Here is a 17,217-nt window from a genome sequence, read left to right on the forward strand (position 1 = left end):
TTCAGGGGGCGACGCGCGTGGGGTTCGGCGCGGCCACGGGGGCGATGTCGTCGGGCCCCGCGCTGGAGGAGGGTTCCCCCAGTTGCTTCAGCTTGCGCGCCAGGTCCGCGGCCTGCGCGCCCTTGGCACCCAGCTCGTTGCCCTGCACTCCGATGAAGGAGACCCGGGCCCGCTCCAGCAGCGCCACCTGTGCGTGGAGCTGGGCCAGCAGCCGCTCCTTGCGGCGGGCCAGCACGTCCAGGTGGTTGAGCTCCTCACCCAGCGAGGACGCGGCCAGCTCCAACTGCCGGCGGGCCACCGCGTCCTGCGTGGCGGCGGCGCGCGCTCGCAGCTCGCGCACCTGGGCGTCCACGTCGTTGGCCACCACGGAGCCGAGCTGCGCCTCCAGCCCGAAGTGGACCTCCGCCAGAGAGAAGCTGTCGCCCGTCATCTTCTCCAGCACGCCCAGCAGCTCCGTGCGCCCGGTGCTGGGAGGCATCTTCGTCACCACGTCCTTGCACTGGCGGTAGAGGGCCAGGGCCCGCGTGGCCAGGGTGTGCGAGTCGCCCTTGAGCGCGTCCTGCAACTGGCGGCCCCTCGCCTCCACCGCGTCCAGCTCCACGCGGAGGTTGGCCGGCAGCGTGCCGATGCTCCAGAAGAGGCCCACGACGAGGAAGCCCACCAGCGCCGACAGCAGGCCGTCGCTCCCCAGGAAGCGCGCCTCCAGCACCTGTTGGACGTAGAGGCCCAGCGGGACGAGCACGCCCGCGGCGGCGGCGCTGGTGGCCACCGCGGAGGGTTGTCCTGGCTGCTCCCGTCCATGGCCCAGCCAGGCGACCAGCGCCGCGGCGAGCGCGCCCGCGAGGCTCACAGGCAACGGCTCCGGGGCCCGGAAGAAGTAGGGCAGGGCCGGCAGCACCGTCAGCGCCAGGCGCAGCGCCAGGGGGTGGACCCCGGTGGGCTTCACGCACGCCTGCGCCGCGGCCACGATGGCGAGGTACTCCGGTGTCAGGTGCAGGTCCGGGACGGCCCCCGCGACCAGGCCCATGCAGGCGGCACCTCCCAACGCGCGAAGCGTGCGGGTCTCGAACTCCTCGCGGTGGAAGTACTGCACGGAGAGGGCCATGGGTTCACCGTCCTGCTGCTAGTACGTATTGTTCTGGCCGAAGTTCTTGATGGACTTCTTGAGGAGGTTGCGCGACTCGGCCTGCGCCTCCTCCGCGCTGGACGCGCCCGCCAAGGCTGCCTGGGAGCGGTTCACGTCCGCAAGCTCCCCGGACAGCGCGTCCGCGGAGGAGCCGAAAATGGTCCGGGCGTTGTCCAGCAGGCTACGGGCCTTCGCCTTGTTGCCGCGCTTCATCTCCTCCGCGGCGGCTACCATGTGCTGGGTGCCCAACGCCCGGGTCGCGTGGACGCGCACCTCCTTGTCCAGGTGCTCGCGCACGAGCTCCAGGTTGCTCGTCACCTCCGCGGTGAGCTGCAGCGCTGTCTCCGCCGGCAGGTCACGCGCCACGTCGACGTAGTGCACCCGGGCGTTCACCAGTGCGAGCGCGCCGGCGGTCCGCGGGGTGTTCAGCGTCAGCTTCGCCATGATGCGCACCGTCTGGGCGCTGGCCATGTCGTACAGCGGCACCTTCAGCACGTTGCCCTCGCGGAAGGACGCCATGCCCATGACCTCCACGTGCCGCACCTCGGGCGGGACGTCCAGCCGCAGCTCCACCATTCGCGCCACGGTGCTGGTCGCCTGGTCCAACTCGCGGGAGAAGACCTCCGCCAGCCGCGCCGAGTCGTCGATGAAGCCGGAAAAGCCGCCCCCCTGCTCGGCCATGCCGCGCATCAGCGTCTCCTGGTAGTCCCGGCCCACGCCCAGCGCGCTGACGGTGATGCCGTCGCGGCGCAGCCGGTGGACCTGGTCCAGCAGGCCCGCTTCGGACAGGAGGCCCGTGGTGGGCTGGCCGTCGCTCAGCAGGATGGCGCGGCTGACGCGGTACTCGCGCATGTGGGGCCGCAGGGCGTTGGCCGCGGCGTCGAGCGCGCCGCTGATGTTGGTGCTGCCGTCATCCTGTAGCCCGGAGATGAGGGTCAGCAGCTCCGCGCGCGCTTCTTCCGTCATCCGCTGACTGGGCTGCACCCGCACGTCGGTGCCGTAGTCGATGAAGGCGAGGCGGTCCTCGGGCGTCAGGCGCTGCACCAGCTCCGTGGCGGCGCGCCGGGCGTCGGCCAGCTTCTGGCCGTTCATGGAGCCGGAGCGGTCCAGCACCAGCGCCAGGCTGACGGGCACCCGCTGGCCGGTCTCCGCCGGGCGCGCCTTCAGCTCCAGCCACGCGAAGGCCTCGCTGGGCCCCGTCTGCACGTACGCGCCGGACAGCTTGCCCGCCATGTTCAGGGCGCCGTCCTCCGGCTTGGACGTCACCAGCGTCAGCGTCCGCGTGGCGGGCGGGTCCTCCGGGCGCCGCACCGTGTGGCTGGTGTCCGTGACGGCGGGAGGCGGCGGTCCGGGCGGCGTGCCCAGCAGGAGCGCGCCCACGGCGAGCACTCCCGTCGCGGCGACCAGCAGCAGTGAGCGGTTCATTCAGGGCCTCGAGGTTGGAGGGATGCGGCACACTCGCCTGGAGTCACCCGAGGCCGCATCGGTCACCAGGAGGAGGGTCCACCCGTTGCCCGATACGACCTCCGCTCACGGGCTCAGGCGTCGTGCGCCGGCAGTCGCTGCCGGACGAGCTCCTCCACCACGCCGCGGACACGGGCTTCGTCGAAGGGCTTCTCCAGCATCAGGTTGGGGATGCTGGCCAGGAAGTCCCGCGCGCCCGAGGTGAACGCGCCACCGGAGACGAACACGAAGCGGTGCTCCAGCCCCGCGTACTGGCGCCGCACGGCCTCGTACACGTCGCGCCCCGTCAGGTCCGGCATCATCACGTCGCACAGCACCGCGTCTGGTTTCAGCCCGCGCTCCAGCAGCTCCAGCGCCTGGCGCCCGCTGCACGCCACGTCCACCTGGTGTTCGCGGAGGATGCGCTGCAACACCCGGCCCACCGCGGGCTCGTCATCCACCACCAGCACCCGGCCGCGCGGCGCGCGCGGTGCTTGTCGCGAATCAGGCTCCGAGGGCTTCGCGCGCTCCACCGTCTCCGGCGTGGGCAGCACCACCCGGAAGAGGGTGCCTCGCTCCGGCTCGCTGTCCACGGTGATGTCGCCGCCCAGCCCGCTGATGATGCTGTGGCAGATGGACAGGCCCAGCCCCGTGCCCACGCCCACCGGCTTGGTGGTGAAGAAGGGGTCGAAGATGCGGTCGATGACCTCACGCGCGATGCCCACGCCCGTGTCCGCCACCTCCACCACCACGCGCCCGGCGCCGTCCACCCGCGTGGCCAGCCGGATTTCGTGCCGGTGCGCGGCGCCCTCCGGAATGGCCTGCGCCGCGTTCACCACGAGGTTGAGGAACACCTGGCTGAGCTTGCCCTCGTTGGCCATGACGGGCGGGATGTCGCCGTAGTCGCGCCGAAGCTGCGCGCGGTGGCGGATTTCGTTGGCCGCCATCATCGCCACCGACTCCAGCACCGCGTGCACGTCCAGCGGCGACACGCGCTCCTCGTCCGGCCGGGAGAACGTCTTGAGCTGGCGGACAATCTGCCGCACGCGCTCGGCGCCTTCACAGGCCTCTTGCAGCACCTCCTGCCATTCACCCAGGTCCGGCTCGCCCTTGAGCCGCGCCTGGAGCGCCGCCGCGCCGTCCCCGGGCGGCAGGCTGCGGCTGAACTCGTCGGACAGGAAGCCCAGGTTGGACAGCACGAAGGCCAGCGGGTTGTTGATTTCGTGCGCGATGCCCGCGGCCAGTGTGCCCACCGACGCCAGCCGGTCCGCCAGCGTCAGCCGCGCCTGGAGCTGGCGCTGCTCAGTCACGTCGCGGGCAATGGAGACCACCGCGGGCTGGCCGTCGAAGCGCAGCGGCAACGACACCACCTCCGCCACGCGGGTGCGCCCGTCCCTGCGCACCAGCCGCCGCTCGCCGGTGAGCGCGCCGGCCCGCACCGCGTCCGGGCTGCGCATGTCCCGTACGAACTCCGTGAGGGGACGGCCCACCAACTGGTCCGCGCGCTCGAAGCCCAGCGTGGCCACCAGCGCCGCGTTGGCGTAGACAATCTGGTTGTCCCGTTCGATGGCCGCCGCGTCCGGCACGCCCTCCAGCAGCGCGCGGAAGCTCGCCTCCGACAACCGCAGGGCTTCTTCCGCCTGCCGGCGCTCGGTGATGTCGCGCGCCAGGCCCTCCACCGCCACCATGCGTCCGGAGGCGTCCGTCACCGGTGCCACCACGTGCTCCAGCCACAGCGTCCGCCCGTCGGGGTGGAGGAAGCGCACCACCACCGGCGCGCCCTGGAAGGGCTCCGGCGCTTCCAGCAACTGCTCCATCAGCGCGCGGTCCTCCTCGTGCACGCGCCGGTACCACAGCTCCGCGTCCGCGTAGTGCGCCACCGGCCCGTAGCCCAGCTTGGTGTGGGCCACGCGGCTGACGTAGGCGAAGCCGCGCGGGGCCTCGCGCCGGTACACGTAGAGGACGTCCGACGCGTTCTCCGCGAGCTGACGGAAGCGCCGCTCGCGCTCGCGCAGCGCCCGCTCTGATTCGCGCCGCTCCAGCGCCATGGAGATGGCGCCCGCCGCCGCCGACAGCAGGTCCACCTCCAGCCGGTCCCACCGCCGCGCCTCCGCGGTGTTGTCGAAGCCCACGAACCCCGTCAGCACGCCGCGCACGCGCAGGGGCAGCACCAGCAGGGACAGGATGCTCTGCGGGTCCAGCAGCTCCCGCTCCGACGCGGGGAAGCTCTCCACCAGGCCCTCGATGACGTCGCCCCGCGACAGCGTCTCCGTCCAGCGCCGCAGCGCGGGCTCCATGGGAACGTTCTGGAGGTCCGGGTTGTCTATTTCGGGCTTCACGCCGGGCGCGCACCACTCCGCGCGCTGGCTGCTCAGGATGGCGCCGTCCTGCGCCCGGTGCAGCTCGAACACGTAGACGCGGCTGGCGCCCGACGCGTGACCCAGCGGCGCCAGCGCGGGCCCGTAGAGGTCGCCGCCATCCTGCGTGGCCAGCAGCCGCTGCTGCATGTCCACCAGCGCGGTGAGGTAGCGCTCGCGCCGCGCCAGCGCGCCGTCCGCCGCCTTGCGCTCGGTGAAGTCGTTGAGCGTGCCCGCCGTGCCCAGGATGCCGCCGTCGTCGTCGTGCATCAGCCGGGCGAACACCTCCACCCAGCGGTAGCTCCCGTCGCGCGTGAGGTAGCGCATCTCATGGCGCACGAACTCCACTTCCCCCGCGAACAGCTTCTGGAGCGGCTCCGGGTCGCGCTCCCGGTCATCCGGATGGAGGAACTCCGAGAAGGAGCGGCCCAGGCTCTCCTCCACGCTGAAGCCGGTGATGTCCGTCCAGGCCGGGTTGAGGAAGGTCCACGTTCCCGCCAGGTCTGTCTGGAACACCACTTCCCGCAGGCTGTCGATGACGCCTCGGTAACGGTGCTCGTTGGAGGTCCAGTCAGGCGTGGAGTGCGGCTTCTGCATGATGGAACTCGAGAAAGTGGGCCGCGCGGGTGGACGCAAGGTCACCCGGATGCGCTACAAAGGGACAGAGAATCTGGATTTCCGGGCAGGCAAGCAAGGGGGCTTCGATGACCCTGGCAGGCGCGGGATGGGGTCGGCGCCCCTTCTGCTGTTCTGTGGAAACACGGAGGCTGCCCTTCGTCCGGGGAAGGAGACATGCCTCCATGTTGCCTCTGCTCGCGGGAAGTCCCTCATGGCCTCTGGAAGCGCCCCGCTTTCGATGACGCATCTGGACTCCGAAGAGGCGGACGCCCTGCTGAAGGAGGGCGTCCTCCGGTTGCTGCTCGAGCAGGCGGGCGAGGCGCTCGTGTTGGTGGATGTCACCGGGCGTGTGCTCGCTTTCAACATGGAGGCCGGGCGTCAGTTCCGCATGAGCCGGCCCGAACGCGCCGAGCAGGGTTGGTTGCCCGGTTGTGTATGGACGCGTGCGGAGGATGCGTCCATGTCGGTGGAGGTGCCGCCCCTGGCGCGCGCGCTCACGGGCGAGTGGGTGGCGGAGGCCCGCTGGCGGGTGCGCCGGCCGGATGGGACGCACGTCCTGCTGCGCGCCTCCGCGGTGCCGCTGGAGCACGACGCGGGCTCAACGGCTGGAGCGCTGCTGCGCGCATGTGAAGTGGCCTCGGCCGAGGGGCTGGACGCGGTGGGCTCGGCGCGGCTGCTGGCGGAGGCCGGTGCGCTGCTGGGCGCCGCGTTCGACGATGAGGCCGCGCCGCGGCTGCTCCGCTTGCTGGTGCCCGCGCTCGCGGACGCGGCGGTGCTGTACCTGGGCCTGCCCGGCGGGCCGCCGCGCCCGGTGACGGCGCTGCACGCCGAGCCGGAGCGTCATGGCCTGCTGGAGGAGATGCTGCGCCGCTACCCGCTGCCGCCCGAGCGCGTGCTGCCGTTGTTCGGCACCGGCCAGTCGGAGCGGTTGCGGGTGACGGAGGCCCACGTGGAGGCCGCCGCGCGGGACGCGGAGCACGCGCGGCTGCTGCGGGGGCTGGGCCTGCGCTGCTACCTGGGCGTGCCGCTGGTGGCGCGCGAGCGCGTCATCGGCACGCTGGCCCTCTTCCGCGCGGATGAAGCCCGTGACTTCAGCGCGGAGGAGGTGCGGCTGGCGGAGGAGGTGGCACGACGCACCGCGCTCTCCGTGGACAACGCGCAGCTCCTCCAGGAGGCGCGCGAGGCGGTGCGCCTGCGCGACGAGTTCCTGGGAATCGCCAGCCACGAGCTGAAGACACCGCTGACGCCGCTGCACCTCAAGGTGCAATTGCTGCAGAGGCAGGTGGATGGGATGGCGGCCCACCACCAGCCGGTGTCCGCCGAGCGCGTGTCGGAGACACTGGAGGTGGTGCAGCGGCAGGTGCGCAAGCTGACGAGCCTGGTGGACAACCTGCTCGACGTGTCGCGAATCACCGCGGGCCGCCTGCGGCTGGAAGTGGAGGAGATGGACCTGGCCAGCGTGGCGGCGGAAATCCTCTACCGCTTCGCGCCCTCCGCCTCGCAGCTGAAGTGTGAGCTGGAGCTGCACGCGCCGGTGCCCGTCATGGGCCGGTGGGACCGGCTGCGGCTGGAGCAGGTGGTGACCAACCTGCTGTCCAACGCGCTGAAGTACGGCGCGGGCCACCCCGTGCGCGTGGTGGTGGAGGCGGAGGGGCTCACCGCCCGCCTGACGGTGCGCGACGGCGGCATCGGCATCTCCGCGGAGGATTTGCCGCGCATCTTCGAGCGCTTCGAGCGCGCGGTGAGTGACCGGCACTACGGCGGCCTGGGCCTGGGGCTCTACATCACCCGGCAGATTGTGGAGGCCTTCGGCGGCACGGTGCGCGCCACCAGCGAGCCGGGGCAGGGCTCCCTCTTCGTGCTGGAGCTGCCGCGCGGCGACATCCCCGAGGAGTGGCTGACGGCGCACGGCGCGCCGGAGCCGTCGTCGTCCTGACGCGCTAGGCCGCGCTCGCGGAGGCCGCGGGCTCGGCGTGGCGGGGCAGCCGCACGTGGAAGCTGCTGCCGCGCTGGGGGCCCGGGCTCTCCGCCCAGATGGCGCCGCCGTGGCGCTCCACGATTTCGCGGCAGATGAAGAGGCCCAGCCCCAGTCCGCCGAAGTGGCGCGCCTGGGCGTTGGACGCGCGCGCGAAGGGCCGGAACAGGTCCGCCACGTTCTCCGGAGGGATGCCGATGCCCTCGTCGCGCACGCTCAGCAGCACGTGCGTCTCCGCGGCCTCCAATGACATGCGCACCGCGCCGCCGTGGGGGGAATAGCGCACGGCGTTGCTGACCAGATTGGTGAGCACCTGCTCCAGCCGCAGCGCGTCCCAGTCGCCCTCCACCGGGTGGGCGGGGACGTCCAGCGCGAAGGTGACGCCGGACTCGGTGCGCAGCTCGAAGCGCTCCAGCACCTCGCGCAGCAGGGGGACCAGGTCCAGGTGCTTGCGCTCCAGCTCCAGCCGCCCGCCCTGGATGCGCGCGGTGTCCAGCAGGTCATCCACCAGCCGCGTCAGCCGCTCCGTCTGCCGGGCCATGGAGCGCAGCGCCTTGAGCAGCCGCTCGCGCTCCGGGAAGTCTCCGCTCTTCTCCAACCGCTGGAGGGTGAGCGCGGCGAAGCCCTTGAGCGGGGTGAGCGGCGTGCGCAGCTCGTGGCTGGCCACGCTGAGGAATTCCTCGCGCGCGCGCACCGCCTCCTTCAGCTCCGTCTGCGTGGCGCCCGTGCGGGCCGCCATCTCGTTGAAGCCGCGGGCCAGCTCGCCCAGCTCGTCGTCCTCCTCCACGTCCACGCGCTGTGACCAGTCGCCCGCGGTCAGCGCGGCGGTGGCGGAGCGCAGGTGGTCCAGGCGGCGGATGACGTCGCGGGCAACCAGCTGCGACAGCAGCAGGGCCATGAGGACGCCCAGCAGCACCAGCCCCACCACCGCGGCGCTCATGCGCGTAATCGCCGCGTAGGCCACCACCAGCTCCTGCGTCACCAGCACGTTCCACTCCGTGCCTTCCACGGGGGCCTCGGCGGCGAGCATGCGGCGGTCCGCCGCGTCGAAGGCCTCCAGCACGCCGATGCCGGGACGCAGCAGCTCCAGACTGAGCGCGTCCGGCAGGTGGGCTTCGCCCAGCAGCGGCGCGCCGGGCGCGGTGTCGCGCAGCACCTTGAGGCCGCGCCGGTCCAACACCTGCACGCGGAAGCGCCGCGACGCGGGTGTGGTGGCCTGGCTCAGGCGCTCCAGGGACAGCAGGCCCACCAGCATGCCCCGCACCTCGCCGTCCTCGCGGAAGGGCTGCGTCACCGCGACCAGGGGCTGGCCGGGCGGACGGATGAAGGGCGGAGACACCTCGGCGCCCCGGGTGAAGCCCGAGGGCAGGAAGTCGCGCGGCTCCAGGTTCCACCCCTCCACGCTGGGAGACGCGGCCAGGATGTGGCCCTGGGTATCCACCGCGAGCGCCGCGTCGAAGGCGCGCTCCTGGGCCGCCAGGTTGACCAGGTAGGGCTCCAGCCGCTCCGGCGCGGCCGCGGCGAAGGCGGCGCGGAAGCCCGGGGACTCCAGCATCAGCGCCAGGGACTCGCCCGCGTCGTCCAGGTAGCGCCGCAGGAAGTCGGCCTCGCCCGCGGCGGCGCGCTGCGTGTCGTCGCGCACCTGCTGTTCAATCGCGTTCTGCGCCAGGTACGCCGCCAGCCCGCCCAGCGCCAGCAGCGGCACCAGCCCCGCGAAGGCCAGCCCGCGCAGCAGCTTCCACCCCACCGTGCGAGGCGCGCGCGGCCGCCAGTCCAGGGCCTGCGCGATACAGGCCAGGGTGAGCACCGCATACACGCTGGCGCCCAGCCATGAAGCACCCCGGCCCAGCGCGTACGCGAGCAGGGCGAAGGGCACCGCCAGCCCGCCCATGAGCAGGGCCGGCAGCCGGCGGTGGAGCCGGTGGGCAGGCAGCAGCAGGCCCACGCCGCACACGGCGAAGAGCAGGCCCACCAGGGGCCGAAGGGGCGCGAGGTGGGCGTAGACGGAGAGCGGGAAGCGCTCGGGCACCACCAGCATGGCCACGCCGAACGCCGCGCCGGTGAGCGCCGCGAAGGTGCGCAGCACGGGCCGCTGGCGCATGGCGGGCCAGGCCTCCAGCACCACGCCGCCGAAGAGCACCGGGTAGAGGATGATGCCCGTGAAGCTGCCCGGCAGGACGTTGAGCACCCACCAGTACAGCGCCATGGCCGCGCCCAGCAGCAGGCGCCCCGTGACGTCCAGCCAGCGCGGCGCGCGCGGGTACAGCAGCGCGCCCATCAGCATGATGCTTCCCGTCAGGTACGTGAGGCCCAGCATGCGCACATACGGGTAGAGCGGCCGGAAGGAGGCCACCCGGAACTCGTACGGGACGTAGGTCATCAGCACGCCGAACATCAGGCCCACGACGGCGGCGGGCCAGGTGAGCGGCAGGTGGGCCGGTGGGGGCAGCGCCTGGATTTGCGGTGAAGGCGAAGAAGACATCTTTGCGGATTCACGCGCGACGGGCGCCATGGGTGCTAGTGCCCCCCGGGCTTTCGTCGAAGGCTCGACATCACGCGACCTCGAGCACCGTCCACTCACGGACCTCGCCCGCGAGCATCACTTCCACGGTATCCCCCGCCTTTCGGCCCATGAGGGCGCGGCCCACGGGGGAGGCGGGGGTGATGACGGACAGGAAGCCGTCACCGCCCGGCCCCGTCAGCTCGGTGCCGGCGCCCGCGGGCAGGACGAAGAAGGTCCGCTCGGAGAAGCCCTCCTCGTCCTCCGTGCTGACGTCCACGATGGCGCCCAGCGCCACCGGCCCCTGCCGGGGGAAACGTGGGAACTCCGCCTGACCGAACTTCGTCAGCGCCTGGAGTTCTTCCTGGACCCGGCGGGCCCGCTGGGCCTGTCCGGTGGCGAGGCTTCCGAACTCCAGGGCGGCGCGGCCGTCCTCTTTCTTCTCGGACTCCGTGGCCAGGCTGCGGGCGGCCTCGCGGGCCTCCGCCTCGGCGCGGTGGGCCAGCCGGTCGCTCTGCTGGAGCCGGTCCGCGAGCTGGCCCAGGAGTGCATGCTTGTCGAGTCGCATGGGTGGTACAGAACTGTAGCGTCCATGGCGGACACCTCCAGTTTTCGGCCAGTCGCCCCCCGCCCGCTCGGGCTTAGAGTGTGGGGCATGACACCTCAGGAACTCTCGGAGAAGGCCCGGCAGCTCGTCGCCGAAGGCGCGGTGCTGCTGGATGTGCGCACGCCACAGGAATTCCAGGAGGGGCACCCCGAGCCCGCCCGGAACATCCCCGTGCAGGAGCTGCCCCGCCGGCTGGCCGAGGTGGGCCCGGCCGGCACGCCCGTGGTGGTGTACTGCGCCGCGGGTGGCCGCAGTGCCCAGGCCGCGCAGTTGCTGCGCGCCAACGGCTTCCCGGACGTCTTCGACCTCAAGTCCGTGAAGAACTGGTAGCCAACCGGGGGCAGGTGACACGGGCGCCCGGTTGGAGCAGGGTTCGCCCTCCGGCCATGAGCCGCACGGCTGGCTTCCTCATCGTGGCGTTGTCGGGCGTGTGTTTCGGCGCGCTGGGCCTCTTTGGCCGCCTGGCCTATGCGGCGGGCACGGACGTGGCCACGCTGCTCTTCCTTCGCTTCTCCATCGCGGGGGCGGTGCTCGCCAGCGTCATGGTGCTGCGCCGCCAGCGGTGGCCGCGGGGCGGGGTGCTGGTCGTCCTGATGTTGCTGGGCGCCGCCGGGTACTTCAGCCAGTCCGGGGCCTACTTCTTCGCCCTGCAGCACGCACCCGCGGGGCTGGTGGCCCTGCTGCTGTACTCCTTCCCCGCGCTGGTGGCGCTGGTGCAGCGTGTCGTCTTCAAGGAGCACCTGGGCCGGGTGAAGTGGCTGGCGGTGGTCCTGTCGGTGGGCGGCACGGTGCTGACAGCCGACCTGTCCCAGGGCGGCGCCACGCTGCCGGGCGTGCTGCTGGGCCTGCTGTCCGCGCTGTTCTACACCGTCTATGTCGTCGCCAGCGGCCGGGTGTCCGGCCGGTCGGGGCCGCTGGCCTCCAGCACCGTCATCCTCTGCTCGGCGGGCTTCTCCTTCGGCGTGGCCATGCTGGTGCGTGGCCCAGCCTTTCCCGGCTCCGTCACGGGCTGGGCCGCGGTGGTGGGGTTGGCGCTGGTGGCCACGGTGGCCGCGGTGCTCCTCTTCTTCGTGGGCATCCAGCGCATTGGCCCGGTGAACACGTCGCTGGTGTCCAACCTGGAGCCCCTGACGGCGGTGGTGCTGGGGGCGCTCTTCCTGGATGAGCGGCTCACCCCGCGTCAGGTCCTGGGAGGCGTTCTCATCCTTGGGGCCGCGGTGATGCTGGCCCGCGCCGATGTGCCCCGCGCCTCCCCGGAGCCGCCCGCGGGAGGCGGTGCTCCGGGGGCGGTGCCCGGTTAGTCCCGGGCACGCGACTCCTTCCTCCTACCAGCGCGTCACTTCGCGCAGGAAGCGGTGCACGTCCTGGTTGAAGCGCCGCGGCTGCTCCGCGTGGGGCGCGTGGCCGGTGTTCGGGTACAGCTTGAACTCGGCGTCCGGCAGGGCGTCCACCAGCGCCTGCTGGTCCGCGACGGGGAAGAAGCCGTCCTGGTCTCCGCCAATGACGAGCACCGGCACGCGGATGTGGTTCAGCCGCGCCGCGTGGTCCTCCGCGAGCAGGCCGTCCAGCGCGTCCTGCCACACGCGCGCGGGCACCTTGCTGCTCTCCGACACCAGCGTGTTGATGTACGACGCCGGGACAGGGCGCGCGAAGGTGCTCTCCTGGAACGCGCGGATGAACTCCGGATCCACCGTGTCCTCGAACGTGTCCACGATGGACTTCAGCTCCACCGCCACCGGGTTGCCGGAGACGGTGGGCGCCGAGCCGGCCAGCACCAGTCCCTTCACGCGTCGCGGGAAGTCCAACGCCACCTGCTGCGCGATGAAGCTGCCCATGGAGTGGCCGACGAGGATGGCGCTGCGCTCGCCCACCGCTTCCAGGAAGGCGTCCACGTCCGCGGCGAAGGACAGCTGCGTGTAGCAGCACGCCGGTCGCGTCGAATCCCCGTGGCCGCGCTGGTCCAGCACGTAGACGTGGTAGTTGCGCGGGAAGGTGCGCAGGTTCAGGTCCCACGTGTGGTGGGAATCCGAAAAGCCGTGGAGGAACACCACCGCGGGGCCCAGCGGCAGCCCCTGCTCCACGTAGCGCAGCGTCACGCCGGTGCGCAGGCGGACGGAGCGCTCACGGGGCGTGCCGAACAGCTCCTGCTCGGTGGAGGCCACCTCGGCGCCCTCGGGTGCCAGCCGCAGGTCATTCGAGTCGGACTCCGGCGCGGGACCACAGGCGGCGAGAACGGGAAGAGCGAGCAGGGCGGCGAGGAGCTTTCTCATGCGTGAATGCCTCGAGGCTCTCCGGCGGGAAAGTCCGCCGGTTCATCGAGAAGTCTACGGCTACCTCTGACATTGCCTCGCTGTAGGTGACTTGCGGGGTTGGTGCGCACCCGTTTTCCCGAGCTGAGAGGCAGCGGGAACCCGCTCAAAACGCACCGTGGACGGAAGGTTCTCGCGCGGGCGGCGCGTCTGTCACGGCCGTGCAACACAGGCCCGCGTAACCTTTCGGCCGCCGCCTTCGTGGTGTCGCTGAAGGCCCGGCGTTTCACCGGGCCATTTCGGTGGAGGACGGCACATGAAGGCACCTCGAGTGGCGGTCATCGGCGGAGGACTGGGTGGCCTGTCGGCGGCGGCGTTGCTGGCACGGGGCGGTTGCGCGGTGACGCTCTTCGAGCGCTCGAAGCACCTGGGAGGCCGGGGACAGACGTCGGACGTGGAGGGCTTCCGCTTCAACCTCGGGGCCCACGCGCTGTACCAGGGGGGCGCGGGGATGCGCGTGCTTGGCGAGCTGGGCGTGAAGCCCGCGGGTGGCATGCCCGGCGCGGGCTCGTATCTGCTGAGTGGCGGACGCCTGCACACGATGCCGCGAGGGCTGGTCTCCATCCTGACCACGGACGCGCTGGGGCTGCCGGGGAAGCTGGAGCTCGCGAAGCTGCTCGCGGGGCTGGGACGCGTGGACCTGACGCCGCTGGCGAACATCACCACGCGCGACTGGGTGGAGCAGCACCTGACGAACGCGGACGCCCGCGCCTTCATCCTGGCGCTGGTGCGGGTGACGACCTACTGCGCGGACGTGGACGCGATGAGCGCCCAGTCCGCCGTCGCCCAGCTCCAGGGGAAGCCGGCCGTGCTCTACGTGGACGGCGGGTGGAGCACGCTTGTCTCCGAGTTGGAGACCCGCGCGCGCGATGCGGGCACGCGGCTGGAGCTCTCCGCGCGGGTGAGCGCGGTCCTGCTGGCGGATGCGGGCCCGCGCGTTCGTGGCGTGCGGCTCGCGGATGGGACGGAGCACGCGGCGGACGCGGTGGTGGTGGCGGGCGGGCCGGGAGACATCGCGACGCTGCTGCCCGCTGACGCGCTCCTGGCGCACGACGCGGCCCGCGCCGTGCCGGTGAAGGCGGCCACGCTGGAGCTGGGGCTGTCCCGGTTGCCCCGTCCGGACGCGCTGTTCGCGCTCGGTACGGATGGCCCCTGGTACGCGTCGGTGCACTCCGCGGTGGCGAAGCTGGCGCCGGAAGGCGGCGCGATGGTGCATGTGATGCAATACCTGGGCGGCAGGGGCCCGGAGGCGAGCGAGGCCCGCTTGGAGGAAGTGATGGATGCACTGCAACCCGGCTGGCGGACGTCCGTGGTGGCGCGCCGTTACCGGCCCTCCCTGCTGGTGTCGCATTGGCTGCCGACGGCGCAGACGGGGGGCCTGGGCGGACGCCCCTCGGTGGAGGTGCCGCACGTGCCTGGGTTGTACCGCGTGGGAGATTGGGTGGGGCCGGAGGGCTTGCTCGCGGAGGCATCCTTCGCCAGCGCGGAGTCGGTGGCGCGCGCGCTCGCCCCGGGCCAGCAGGTGGCGTCACGCCGGGCAGTGGGGCGCTGACGCATGGACCGCTCCGCGCGCGAAGGACTGGCGCAGGCCGTGCGCGAGCACGAGCGCTTCCTGTGGGGGCTCTGCTACCGCATGACGGGTGTGTCGGCGGACGCGGAGGACCTGGTGCAGGAGACCTTCGCGCGCGCCCTGGCCTCGCCGCCCCCGCGAACGGAGGCGCTGCGCCCCTGGCTGACGCGGGTGGCGGTGAACCTGGCCCGGGACACGTTGCGGCGGCGCAAGCGCGAGGCCTACGTGGGCCCCTGGCTGCCCTCGCCGCTGGACACGGGAGCGGAGGAACTGCCGCCCCCAGGCGTGGAGGCGCGGCTGCCAGGAGGCGGCTCCACGGAGGGTCGCTACGCGCTGCTGGAGAGTGTCTCCTTCGCCTTCCTGCTCGCGCTGGAGGTGCTGTCTCCCAAGCAGCGGGCGGTGCTGCTGCTGCGAGACGTGTTCGACTACTCGGTGCGCGAGGTGGCCGAGGCGCTGAACCTGCGCGAGTCCAACGTGAAGGTGGTGCACCACCGCGCGCGGGCGGCGATGGCGGCGTACGACCGCGCCCGCTGCCTGCCGACGCGGGAGCTCCAGGCGCGCGCCCGCGCCGCGCTGGAGGGCTTCCTGGGCGCGCTGCTGACGGGGGACGTGGCGGCGGCGGAGGCGCTGCTCGCCAGCGACGTGTGCGCGCTGTCGGACGGCGGTGGCCAGTACCGCGCCGCGCGCGTGCCCGTGCTTGGACTGTCGCGCGTGCTGCTGCTCTACCAGCGGCTGATGGAGATGCGGGGGGCGCCCTCCGCCGTGGAGCTGCGGATGCTCAACGGCCTGCCGGCGGTGGTGGCCGTGTTTCCTCCGCCCCAGCGTGACCCGCAGGCGGGCACCCAGATGGTGGTCCGCGTGGAGCTGGGGGCGGACGGGCGAATCACACAGGTCCACTCCATCCTCACGGACCGCAAGCTCGCCGGGCTGCGCATGCCCGTGCCCGCCTGAGCGCTCCGGCGGCGCGTCAGCTCGCCGGGCGCCGGGCGATGATGAGCTCGCTCACGCCCTGGAGCCGCTGCACGCGCCGCTCGATGTCGAAGCCCGCGCGCCGCACCAGCTCGAACGTCTCCCGGTCCAGCCTGCACCCGCCGCTCACCCGCATCCAGGCGGGGGTGAGCAAGTCCTGCACGGTGGCCAGCGCAGGCGAGGGCGCGCGCACGTGCTCCAACATGCGCAGCGCGCCGCCCGGGCGCAGGACCCGGAAAATCTCCGCCAGCGCCCGCGCCGGGGCCTCCACGCTGCAGAAGACGAGGCTGGACACCACGGCGTCGAAGGAGGCGGCGGGGAAGGGCAGGGACTCCACGCTGGCGTACAGCAGCCGCGCGTCGGGCCGCCGTCGCTGGGCGCGCGCGAGCGCCGCTTCGTCCACGTCGATGGCGGTGACGGCGGTGACGGTGTCCGGGTAGCCGGGCAACGCCAGGCCGGTGCCGGTGCCCACCTCCAGCACGTGGCCGGACAGGCCGCGCACCAGCTTGCGCCGGGCGGCGGTGAGGCCCAGCCAGCCCAGGGGCGTCATGACTGCGTCGTACGCGAGTGCCTTCATGGAAGCAGCCTCCTCGTCAGAAACGCGCGGGCCCGGAAGCCCGCCGCGGATGCGCCGGAACTCCGGGCCCATGAGACGCCAGGCTGCCGCGAGAAGGGCAGCGGACGTTGCGACCCTACCGCGCGCCCACCGTTCCCGGACTCTTCGGCGACGACGGCGGCGGCGAGGAGGCCGCGCCCGGCGCCTGAGGCCGCAGGACGCCCCAGATGCCGTAGAGCGCCAGCGCGATGCAGCCGTACTGCGCGGGCGTCAGTCCGAAGTAGCGGGCGTCCACGTAGGCCATGTCCGTGGCGCGCAGGAAGTCGAAGAAGAAGCGGCACACCGCGTACAGCACCGCCAGCAGCGGCAGCAGGCGCCCCTTCAGCTTCCCCGCGTTGCGCAGGGCGTACAGCACGCCGCTGATGGCGAAGAGCGCCATGGCGTCGTACATGCCCAGGTCGTGCCGGGGGCCGCCGGGGAAGGCCACCGCCAGGAAGAAGTCCGTGGGCACGCCCGGGTGGTCATGCACGGCGAAGCAGCCCAGCCGCGCCACCGCCCAGCCCGGCGCCACGCCCAGGGCGAACGAGTCCGCGTAGTCGGAGAAGCGCAGCTTGCGGACCTTGAAGAACACGACGGCGGCGAGGATGCCGCCCAGGAGGCCGCCGAACGAGGACAGGCCATCCCAGACCTTCAAAATCTGGAACGGGCTCTTGGACAGCTCCTCCGGGTGGTAGAAAAACAGGTGCACCCAGTGGCCCACGACGACGCCGACACCCACGCCCCAGGGCGCGAAGTCAGCGAGCGGTTCCGGGTTCAGGCCTTCGCGCTCGGCGTTCCGGCCAAGCAGGCGAGCGGCCAGCAGGATGCCCACCGCGACGAGGATGCCGAAGGGCTCGATTTTCAGGGGCCCCAGCTCAATCGAGGGGGCGTGCCAATAGGGAATCACGTCAGGCGGCTCCAGGGGATGCGAACGTCCCACCCTTAATCCGGGCGGAGGGATGTGGGCGAACAAATGTCGGAACGGAGTCTTTCCCGGCCTCGTCTTCTGGGAGGTCGGGTGGAGGACACCGCTCCTGTGTGCCTCCGGGCACCTCGCTCGTACCCGGGAGGGAATCACTCCCACTTCCGGACGTTCGCGCAAGGCCAGTTAGAACCGAATTAGTCCATTCGTGCGTGTACTACGGGAA

The 17,217-nt window shown here is 72.2% G+C and carries 13 protein-coding genes; 5 read left to right on the forward strand and 8 right to left on the reverse strand.

Annotated features, from left to right (window positions below; translation table 11 throughout):
* Window position 1 precedes the first annotated feature (1 nt).
* The 3 genes from FL344_RS09570 to FL344_RS09580 form a co-directional block, all read right to left on the reverse strand.
* Window positions 2-1,105, reverse strand: coding sequence for a hypothetical protein (locus FL344_RS09570; RefSeq protein WP_141618297.1), 1,104 nt, complete (start codon window positions 1,103-1,105; stop codon window positions 2-4).
* Window positions 1,106-1,123: 18 nt separating this feature from the next.
* A complete protein-coding gene (locus FL344_RS09575) occupies window positions 1,124-2,551 on the reverse strand; it encodes a VWA domain-containing protein (RefSeq protein WP_141588417.1) in 1,428 nt (475 codons plus the stop codon).
* 113 nt (window positions 2,552-2,664) lie between these two features.
* Window positions 2,665-5,523, reverse strand: coding sequence for a PAS domain S-box protein (locus FL344_RS09580; protein ID WP_194858198.1), 2,859 nt, complete (start codon window positions 5,521-5,523; stop codon window positions 2,665-2,667).
* 232 nt (window positions 5,524-5,755) lie between these two features.
* Here FL344_RS09580 and FL344_RS09585 point away from each other — a divergent pair, with 232 nt between their 5' ends.
* Entirely contained in the window at window positions 5,756-7,480 is a 1,725-nt protein-coding gene (locus FL344_RS09585; protein WP_228564904.1) for a GAF domain-containing sensor histidine kinase, read from the forward strand.
* Window positions 7,481-7,484: 4 nt separating this feature from the next.
* On the opposite strand, the gene FL344_RS09590 is transcribed toward FL344_RS09585, so the two are convergent.
* A complete protein-coding gene (locus tag FL344_RS09590) occupies window positions 7,485-10,001 on the reverse strand; it encodes an ATP-binding protein (protein WP_228564905.1) in 2,517 nt (838 codons plus the stop codon).
* Window positions 10,002-10,071: 70 nt separating this feature from the next.
* Complete coding sequence (locus FL344_RS09595) at window positions 10,072-10,587, reverse strand: GreA/GreB family elongation factor (protein ID WP_090490981.1); 516 nt, start codon at window positions 10,585-10,587, stop codon at window positions 10,072-10,074.
* A gap of 87 nt (window positions 10,588-10,674) precedes the next feature.
* Here FL344_RS09595 and FL344_RS09600 point away from each other — a divergent pair, with 87 nt between their 5' ends.
* Window positions 10,675-10,956 (forward strand): rhodanese-like domain-containing protein, encoded by a 282-nt coding sequence (locus tag FL344_RS09600; protein ID WP_141588420.1) that lies wholly within the window; start codon window positions 10,675-10,677, stop codon window positions 10,954-10,956.
* Window positions 10,957-11,012: 56 nt separating this feature from the next.
* Window positions 11,013-11,927: a DMT family transporter gene (locus FL344_RS09605; protein WP_228557586.1), complete on the forward strand. Its 915-nt coding sequence runs from the start codon at window positions 11,013-11,015 to the stop codon at window positions 11,925-11,927.
* Window positions 11,928-11,951: 24 nt separating this feature from the next.
* Here the strand turns inward: FL344_RS09605 and FL344_RS09610 are convergent, their stop codons facing one another.
* Window positions 11,952-12,896, reverse strand: a complete 945-nt coding sequence (locus FL344_RS09610; RefSeq protein ID WP_141588422.1) for an alpha/beta fold hydrolase — start codon at window positions 12,894-12,896, stop codon at window positions 11,952-11,954.
* A gap of 295 nt (window positions 12,897-13,191) precedes the next feature.
* Here FL344_RS09610 and FL344_RS09615 point away from each other — a divergent pair, with 295 nt between their 5' ends.
* Complete coding sequence (locus FL344_RS09615; protein WP_141588423.1) at window positions 13,192-14,487, forward strand: NAD(P)/FAD-dependent oxidoreductase; 1,296 nt, start codon at window positions 13,192-13,194, stop codon at window positions 14,485-14,487.
* A 3-nt stretch (window positions 14,488-14,490) separates the two neighbouring features.
* On the forward strand, window positions 14,491-15,456 hold the full coding sequence (locus tag FL344_RS09620; protein ID WP_141588424.1) for a sigma-70 family RNA polymerase sigma factor: 966 nt from the start codon (window positions 14,491-14,493) through the stop codon (window positions 15,454-15,456).
* 16 nt (window positions 15,457-15,472) lie between these two features.
* Here FL344_RS09620 and FL344_RS09625 read toward each other — a convergent pair whose 3' ends face one another.
* Together FL344_RS09625 and FL344_RS09630 are read right to left on the reverse strand one after the other, a co-directional pair.
* Window positions 15,473-16,051, reverse strand: a complete 579-nt coding sequence (locus tag FL344_RS09625; RefSeq protein ID WP_228564906.1) for a class I SAM-dependent methyltransferase — start codon at window positions 16,049-16,051, stop codon at window positions 15,473-15,475.
* A gap of 115 nt (window positions 16,052-16,166) precedes the next feature.
* Window positions 16,167-16,976, reverse strand: a complete 810-nt coding sequence (locus FL344_RS09630; RefSeq protein ID WP_194858199.1) for a prolipoprotein diacylglyceryl transferase — start codon at window positions 16,974-16,976, stop codon at window positions 16,167-16,169.
* Window positions 16,977-17,217: the final 241 nt, after the last annotated feature.

Origin of the sequence: Myxococcus sp. AB036A (assembly GCF_006547355.1) — a bacterium.
Taxonomy (GTDB): domain Bacteria; phylum Myxococcota; class Myxococcia; order Myxococcales; family Myxococcaceae; genus Myxococcus; species Myxococcus virescens.

Excerpts from the sequence above, each read along its gene's own strand:
- FL344_RS09585 (WP_228564904.1), top strand. The coding sequence starts at position 5,756 with ATGGCCTCTGGAAGCGCCCCGCTTTCGATGACGCATCTGGACTCCGAA.
- FL344_RS09615 (WP_141588423.1), top strand. The coding sequence starts at position 13,192 with ATGAAGGCACCTCGAGTGGCGGTCATCGGCGGAGGACTGGGTGGCCTG.
- FL344_RS09595 (WP_090490981.1), bottom strand. The coding sequence starts at position 10,587 with ATGCGACTCGACAAGCATGCACTCCTGGGCCAGCTCGCGGACCGGCTC.
- FL344_RS09625 (WP_228564906.1), bottom strand. The coding sequence starts at position 16,051 with ATGAAGGCACTCGCGTACGACGCAGTCATGACGCCCCTGGGCTGGCTG.
- FL344_RS09610 (WP_141588422.1), bottom strand. The coding sequence starts at position 12,896 with ATGAGAAAGCTCCTCGCCGCCCTGCTCGCTCTTCCCGTTCTCGCCGCC.
- FL344_RS09580 (WP_194858198.1), bottom strand. The coding sequence starts at position 5,523 with ATGCAGAAGCCGCACTCCACGCCTGACTGGACCTCCAACGAGCACCGT.
- FL344_RS09620 (WP_141588424.1), top strand. The coding sequence starts at position 14,491 with ATGGACCGCTCCGCGCGCGAAGGACTGGCGCAGGCCGTGCGCGAGCAC.
- FL344_RS09590 (WP_228564905.1), bottom strand. The coding sequence starts at position 10,001 with ATGTCTTCTTCGCCTTCACCGCAAATCCAGGCGCTGCCCCCACCGGCC.
- FL344_RS09570 (WP_141618297.1), bottom strand. The coding sequence starts at position 1,105 with ATGGCCCTCTCCGTGCAGTACTTCCACCGCGAGGAGTTCGAGACCCGC.
- FL344_RS09605 (WP_228557586.1), top strand. The coding sequence starts at position 11,013 with ATGAGCCGCACGGCTGGCTTCCTCATCGTGGCGTTGTCGGGCGTGTGT.
- FL344_RS09575 (WP_141588417.1), bottom strand. The coding sequence starts at position 2,551 with ATGAACCGCTCACTGCTGCTGGTCGCCGCGACGGGAGTGCTCGCCGTG.
- FL344_RS09600 (WP_141588420.1), top strand. The coding sequence starts at position 10,675 with ATGACACCTCAGGAACTCTCGGAGAAGGCCCGGCAGCTCGTCGCCGAA.